Below are 6,642 nucleotides of genomic sequence, written 5' to 3' on the forward strand. Positions count from 1 at the left end.
CAAGTCCCGAAGTCTACGGCAAGCCTCGCGGGAGCCCGCAACCGCGCCCCCCGATCGACCTCCGAACCCCGGCCGGCCTGCGGAAAACTCCCCGCCGGCCACCTGATCATGCCAGGATGTCCGCCATGACGACCACCCCCCGTCCGGCGGGGGCTCCGATGCGGCTCGGGCTCGCGCTCCCCCAGTACGGCACCCTTGCCGACCCGGCGGCCGTGCCGCGCTTCGCGACCGCTGCCGAGGACCTCGGCTTCGCCTCGCTCTGGGTCGGCGACCGGATCCTGACGCCGCGGGAACCGTCGGACCTGTACCCGGGTGGCGGGACGCCGGAACACCCGTACCCCAGGGAGTTCGAGACCTTCGCGGACCCGTTCACCACGCTCGCGGCCGCCGCGGCGGTGACCCGCACGGCCCGCCTGGGGATGAGCGCGCTAACCGGCCCGGTTTATTCCCCCGTCCTGCTCGCCAGGGCGCTGACCTCGCTCGACCTCGCCAGCTCGGGACGCCTCGACGTCGGCTTCGGGCTCGGCTGGCTGCGCGAGGAGTACTTCGCCACCGGGGTGCCGTGGGAGGGCCGGGGCCGGCGGCTCGAAGACGTCCTCGACGCGCTCGACGCGCTGTGGACCGGCGACCCGGCGGCGCACGAGGGCCCGCAGTGGCGGATCGCGCCGTCCACGGTGGGCCTGCGCCCGGCCCAGCGGCCACGCCCGCCGGTGCTGCTCGGCGGGTTCTCGCCGCCGGCACTGGCCCGGATCGGGCGTCGCGCGGACGGCTGGCTCGCCGGCTGGATGCCGAAGCAGTACCTCGAGGGCCTCTGGTCGGTGGCGCGCGAAGCGGCCGAGAAGGCCGGGCGCGATCCGAACTCGCTGCGCCGCGTGCTGCGGATCAACCCGCGACAGGGCACCGCGATCGAGACGGTGGCCGACGTGCCGCCCTGCCTCGACGTGGCCCGCGAGCTGGGCATCACCGAGGTGCTGGTCGACCTGCACTACGTCGCGAAGGACGTCGACCACGCCCTGGAGCTCGCCGGCGAGCTGATCGCCGACTGAGGCACGTTCGGTATGACGCACCTCTCGCGCAGCTCATCATTGTTCTATTATAGTTAGAACTATGCTCGTTCAAATCGATCCGAGCTCCACCGTCCCGCTCTTCGAGCAGGTCGCCGCGTCGCTGCGCCGGTCGCTGGCCGACGGGCAACCGGCACCCGGGGAGCAGCTGCCCCCGGCGCGGGAACTGGCCGCGGCGCTGGAGATCAACGTCCACACCGTGCTGCGGGCGTACGCGCTGCTTCGCGACGAAGGCCTGATCGACCTGCGGCGACGCCGGGGCGCCGTCGTCATCGGCGGCGCGTCCTCCCGGGCGCGGCTGGCCGAGCTGGCCGAGGACCTGGTCCGCGAGGCGAAGCGCGCGGGGGTCGGCCTCGACGAGCTCACCGGGGTGTTGAAGGAGAAGTACTCATGACCAAGCTGATCCGGGTCCTGTTCGCCACCGCCGTGCTCCCGGGCGCCGCGCTCGCCGTCGCGGGCGTGCTGGAGGACGCCTGGGCCGGCCGGCTGCCCGACCCCGTCGCGACGCACTGGAGCGGCGGGCCGAACGGCCACAGCGCACTCGGGACGTTCACCGGCGTGGCGCTGGGGCTCGGCGCCGTCGCCGTCCTGCTCCTGGCCACGTCGGCGGTCACCGCGCTGCGCCGCGGGCGGCCGCTGCCGCGCCCGACCGTCGGGGTGGGCGCCGGGTTCGCCGCGTTGCCTGCCGCCGTCCTGCTCTCGGTGCTCGTGGCGAACCTCGACGTCCCGGACTGGCAGGCGGCGCGCAGCGGCCTCGCCGTCCTCCCCTTCCTGCTGGGCGCGGCGATCCTCGGCGGCATCGCGGCGCTGGTCGGCGGACTGCCCTCGCCGCCGGCCCCGGAGACCGCGGACCGCCCGAGCGTCGGGCTCCGCCCCGGGGAACGCGCGTTCTGGTCGGGCCGGGCGGTGAACCCGGCGATGCTCTGGGCGCTGGCCCTGGTCCCGGTGGCCATCGCGCTGCTGCCCGCCGGACTCCCGTGGCAGACGGGCGTGTGGATCGCCTTCGTCGGCGTCGTGGTGACCGCGTTGACCTACCGGCTGTCGGCGTCGGTGGACGCCAGGGGCGTGACGATCCGCTTCGGCCTCCTGGGCGTCCCCTGGCGGCACTTCTCGCTCGAGGACGTCCGCGAAGCGACCACGCGCGAGCTGACGACGTTCGGCGACGGCGGGCTGGGCCTGCGCTTCAACCCGGTCACCGGCACGACGGCGTACAAGGTGCGCGGCGGCCCGGCGCTGGTGCTCGCACTGGCGAACGGCCGGACGGTGCTGGTCAGCGTGGACGACCCGGAGACGGGCGCCGGGCTCGTCAACGATCTGCTCGCGCAGCGGATCACCCGGATTGACTAGGCCGGTGGCCGGGTTGGTTCGGTAGAAACGAAGAAGTGGCGAAGAAAAGCGGTGGCGGGGGCTGCCTGGTGCTCGTGCTCGTGGTCGGGTTGCTGGCCTTCGGGTACTACAAGTGGCAGCACGGCTCTTCGTCGGCGCCCCCGGAGGGCGTGGACACCGGCGGCGGCTCCGGCCGCTACGTCGCCCTCGGGGATTCGTACACGTCATCGCCGCGAACCGGGCGGCAGGCGGGCACCCCGGCCGGCTGCGACCGGTCCGACGACAACTACCCGCACCTGGTCTCGGCGAAGCTCAAGCCGGCCCAGTTCGCCGACGTCAGCTGCAGCGGCGCGACGACGGCGAACCTGACCGGCGCGCAGAAGACGGGCAACGGCACCAACCCGCCGCAGCTGGACGCGGTGACGGCGGAGACGACCCTGGTGACATTGGGCATCGGCGGCAACGACGTCGGCTTCTTCTCGTACGCGTCGGGCTGCGCGACGACGAACCAGAACGCCTCCCCGTGCCGCGACCGCCTGACCGCGGGCGGCCACGACCAGCTGGCCGAGCGCATCGACGCGACGGCCCCGAAGATCGCCGCGATCCTCGACCGCATCCACAAGAAGGCCCCGAAGGCCAAGGTGGTCGTGGTCGGCTACCCGTCCGTGCTGCCGGACGGCAACGGCTGCTGGCCGTCCCTGCCGTTCGGCGCGGGCGACATCGAGTACTTCCGCGGCGCGCTGGGCAAGCTGAACAAGATGCTCGAGGACCAGGCGGACGCGCACCGCGCGGGGTACGCGGACACCGCCACGCCTGGCAAGGGCCACGACGTGTGCTCGGCGCCGGACAAGCGCTGGATCGAGGGGCTGCTGCCGGCCTCGCCGGCCGCCCCGCTCCACCCGAACGCCCGGGGGGAGCAGGGCATGGCCGACGCGGTGCTGGCGGTCCTGAAGCTGCCTTAACGGCGGACCAGGGCCTGCGGCTTCCCCAGCACGGTCTTGCCGTCGAACTTGACCACGAGGTCGATCCGGGCGATCCCGTCGTCCTTGACGTCGGCGACCTTCCCGGTGACCTCGACCACGGCGCCTTCGGGCGTGTTCGGCACCACGACCGGCCGGGTGAAGCGGGCGCTGAAGTCGACGAGCCGGGCGGGGTCGCCGAGCCAGTCGGTGACGACCCGGCCGGCCACCGCCATCGTCAGCATCCCGTGCGCGATGACGTCCGGCAGGCCGACGTTCTTCGCGAACGCCTCGTTCCAGTGGATCGGGTTGAAGTCCAGCGCCGCCCCGGCGTAGCGGACCAGCTGCTCGCGGGTGATCCGGACCTCGAGGGCGGGCAGCTCGTCGCCGGTGTTCACGCGTTCTCCCCTCGGACCACCAGCTGCGCGCGGGTGGTGCAGACCTTCTGGCCCGCGGCGTCGTTGATCTCGGCGCGCAGGTTGATGAAGTCGTTGCCGGCGCGGGCCATGATGGCGTCGATGTGGGTGGTCACCTCGAGCACGTCACCGGCGAACACCGGGCGCGTGTAGGTGAAGCCCTGGTCGCCGTGCACCATCCGCGAGTAGTCGAGCCCGAGTTCGGGGTCGGTGACGATCGCGTTGATCGAGGCGAGGTTGATGATCGTGAGGAAGGTCGGCGGGGCGATCACGTCCGGGTGGCCGGCTTCGCGGGCCGCCTCCGGATCGCGGTAGACCGGGTTCGCGTCGCCGATCGCGTCGGCGAACTCCCGGATCTTCTCCCGGCTCACTTCGTAACTGGTCTGCGGCGGATAGCTCCGCCCGATGAACGACTGGTCCAAGGGCACCCGGAGAGGCTACCAACAGCGAAGGGCCGCCCCGGTGGATCCGGGACGGCCCTTCGAAGCTGGTGAGAACGCGCTACTCAGCGGGTCTCTTTGTGAGTCCGGTGCGTACCGCAGTTCGGGCAGAACTTCTTCATCTCCAGGCGATCCGGGTTGTTGCGCCGGTTCTTCTTGGTGATGTAGTTGCGGTGCTTGCACTCTTCGCACGCCAGCGTGATCTTGGGTCGCACGTCGGTGGCAGCCACAGCGTTTCCTTCTCTCTCAGGTCCGGGGGCCAGCCCCGTCGTTACCGCGTAGCGGTGGCCGGACTTGAACCGGCGACACAGCGATTATGAGCCGCTTGCTCTGCCAACTGAGCTACACCGCCCTTACATGACCCAAGCCGCGACACGCAGGCGTGACGCGGCTGAGGTCGAGAGCCCCTTTACGGAATCGAACCGTAGACCTTCTCCTTACCATGGAGACGCTCTGCCGACTGAGCTAAAGGGGCCTGGCCTCTCGCGAGGACTTGGAAAGATTAGCAACCCCCGTCACCCGGCCGTGCAAGGGGGTGGCCGTTGTAAAGAAACCTCAGGTCAGAAGGGTCAGGACGGTCTCCGAGTGCCGCCCCGGCGAGCGCGCGGTCCGGGCCTGCAGCCACGCCTCCAGGCGGTCCTCCGGCAGCGGCCGCGAGATCAGGTAGCCCTGGGCGACGTCACACCCCATCGCCTCGAGCTGGTCGCGCGCCACGTCCTCCTCGACGCCCTCGGCCACCACGGTCAGCCCGAGCGAGTGCCCCAGCTCGACGATCGACCGGACCACCGCGAGGTCGCCGAGGTCGGTCCCCATGCCGAGGACGAAACTCTTGTCGATCTTGACCTGGTCGACCGGCAGCTGCCGCAGGTAGGCCAGCGACGAGTACCCGGTGCCGAAGTCGTCCACGGCGAGGGTGATGCCCAGCGAGTGCAGCTCGCGCAGGATCGGCAGCGCCTTCTGCGGGTCGGACATCACGCCGGACTCGGTCAGCTCGAACGTCAGCAGCTCGGGCGGGATGCCGTGGTGCTCCAGCTCGCGGGCCACCTTGTTCGGGAAGTCCTCGTCGGCCAGGTTGCGCACCGACAGGTTGACCGCGACCGAGATCCGCAGGCCCTCGTCGAGCCACTTGCGGCAGCGCTTGAGCGCCTCGCCGAGCACGAAACCGGTCAGCACGCCGATCAGGCCGGCCGCCTCGATGGCCGGGACGAACTCGTCCGGCCCGAGCCTGCCGAACTCCGGGTGCACCCAGCGCACCAGCGCCTCGACGCCCTGCACCTGCCGGTTCGGCAGCGTGATCTTGGGCTGGTAGTGCACGCTGACCTGGCCGTCCTCGAGCGACTGCCGGAACTGCGTGACCATCTGGAAGCGGCGCAGGAAGATCTGGCCCATGCTCGGCACGTAACCGCGGACCTCTTCGCCGCCCTTCGTCGCGCGGACGGCGACGTCGGCGCGCTGCAGCAGGCCCTCGATGTCCACGACGTCGCCGGGCTCCTCCGCGGACGTCGTCGCGTAGCCGATCATCGCGTTCGCCTCGACCGACAGCCGGTCCACCGGGTACGGCGCCGACAGCTCTTCGCGCAGCCGTTCCGCGGCACGGTGGGCGTCCTCCGGCGGGACGCCGACGAGCAGGGCCGCGAAGGACGCGCCTTCGAGCCGCGCGAGCGGGACGTCGGGGCCGAGCGCGTCGCGGATGCGGCGGCCGGCCGCGACGACCATCCGGTCGGCCCACGCGTAGCCGAGCGCGTCGCTGACCGTGGAGAAGACGTCGAGGTCGATCCGCAGCACCACGGCGTTGGGGACGTCCCGCAGCGGTTCCTTCGCCACCTGCCGGAAGCCCGGCCGGTTGAGGTGCCCGGTGAGCGGGTCGTGGTAGGCGTCGTGGCGCAGCGTCGCGAGCAGGCGCCGGTTGTCCAGCGACGTCGCGAGGTGGCTGGCCATCGTGCCGAGCAGCTGGACGTCGTACTTGCCGAAGCCGCGCCAGCGGGACAGCCGGTCGTGCGCCTCGACCACGCCGAGCAGCCGGTTCGCGCTGCGCAGCGGGACGACCAGCGCCTCCTGCGCGCCGCGGTCGAGCAGGGCCGCACGGACGTCGGGGTTGGCCTCGGTGATCCGGAAGTGCCGGACGTGCGCGCCGGGCAGCCGCAGCAGCGGGTCGTCGGCGGCGGGGTCGGCGACCGGCAGCTCGTCGCCCGCGACCACGACCCGCATGGTGTCCTTCGGCTCCAGCCGGAGTCTCAGCACGACCCGGCCGGCGGCGAGCTGGTCCTTGATGCGCTCGGCGATCGTCGCCCACTCGCGGACGTCCACGCCGCCGACGAGCTCGTCGGCCCGGCTGGCCGGGCGCGCCGCGGCCTGCTGGCCCGAGCGGGCCACCATCAGGCTGACGTCGGAGAGCGCCTCCATGTCCCGCTGCTCGCGCAGCAGGTCCGAGTACGCC

At 72.0% G+C, this 6,642-nt stretch carries 8 protein-coding genes and 2 tRNA genes; 4 read left to right on the forward strand and 6 right to left on the reverse strand.

All coding sequences use genetic code 11. The features are described 5' to 3' along the window. Positions 1-125: 125 nt before the first annotated feature. From ABZX11_RS07220 to ABZX11_RS07235, 4 genes are all read left to right on the forward strand, one after another. Positions 126-1,046, forward strand: coding sequence for a TIGR03619 family F420-dependent LLM class oxidoreductase (locus ABZX11_RS07220; protein ID WP_354910658.1), 921 nt, complete (start codon positions 126-128; stop codon positions 1,044-1,046). A 61-nt stretch (positions 1,047-1,107) separates the two neighbouring features. Next, positions 1,108-1,458, forward strand: coding sequence for a GntR family transcriptional regulator (locus ABZX11_RS07225; RefSeq protein ID WP_176173334.1), 351 nt, complete (start codon positions 1,108-1,110; stop codon positions 1,456-1,458). Continuing rightward, entirely contained in the window at positions 1,455-2,411 is a 957-nt protein-coding gene (locus ABZX11_RS07230; protein ID WP_354910661.1) for a hypothetical protein, read from the forward strand. Before ABZX11_RS07225 ends, ABZX11_RS07230 begins: the two co-directional genes overlap by 4 nt. Positions 2,412-2,446: 35 nt before the next feature. After that, the gene (locus ABZX11_RS07235; protein WP_354910664.1) at positions 2,447-3,352 is read left to right on the forward strand and encodes an SGNH/GDSL hydrolase family protein; all 906 of its coding nucleotides are present in this window, start codon (positions 2,447-2,449) and stop codon (positions 3,350-3,352) included. On the opposite strand, the gene ABZX11_RS07240 is transcribed toward ABZX11_RS07235, so the two are convergent. The 6 genes from ABZX11_RS07240 to ABZX11_RS07265 form a co-directional block, all read right to left on the reverse strand. Further along, positions 3,349-3,747: a MaoC family dehydratase gene (locus ABZX11_RS07240; RefSeq protein ID WP_354910666.1), complete on the reverse strand. Its 399-nt coding sequence runs from the start codon at positions 3,745-3,747 to the stop codon at positions 3,349-3,351. The genes ABZX11_RS07235 and ABZX11_RS07240 overlap by 4 nt on opposite strands. After that, complete coding sequence (locus tag ABZX11_RS07245) at positions 3,744-4,193, reverse strand: MaoC family dehydratase N-terminal domain-containing protein (protein WP_176173338.1); 450 nt, start codon at positions 4,191-4,193, stop codon at positions 3,744-3,746. Before ABZX11_RS07245 ends, ABZX11_RS07240 begins: the two co-directional genes overlap by 4 nt. A 77-nt stretch (positions 4,194-4,270) precedes the next feature. Further along, on the reverse strand, positions 4,271-4,435 hold the full coding sequence (gene rpmG, locus ABZX11_RS07250; RefSeq protein ID WP_005152047.1) for a 50S ribosomal protein L33: 165 nt from the start codon (positions 4,433-4,435) through the stop codon (positions 4,271-4,273). A gap of 49 nt (positions 4,436-4,484) precedes the next feature. Beyond that, a tRNA-Met gene (locus tag ABZX11_RS07255) sits at positions 4,485-4,557 on the reverse strand. 50 nt (positions 4,558-4,607) lie between these two features. Next, positions 4,608-4,680, reverse strand: a tRNA-Thr gene (locus ABZX11_RS07260). Positions 4,681-4,760: 80 nt separating this feature from the next. Continuing rightward, a partial coding sequence (locus tag ABZX11_RS07265; RefSeq protein ID WP_354910668.1) for an EAL domain-containing protein occupies positions 4,761-6,642 on the reverse strand: 1,882 nt, incomplete at its 5' end.

This window comes from Amycolatopsis sp. NPDC004169, assembly GCF_040610315.1.
Taxonomy (GTDB): Bacteria; Actinomycetota; Actinomycetes; order Mycobacteriales; family Pseudonocardiaceae; genus Amycolatopsis.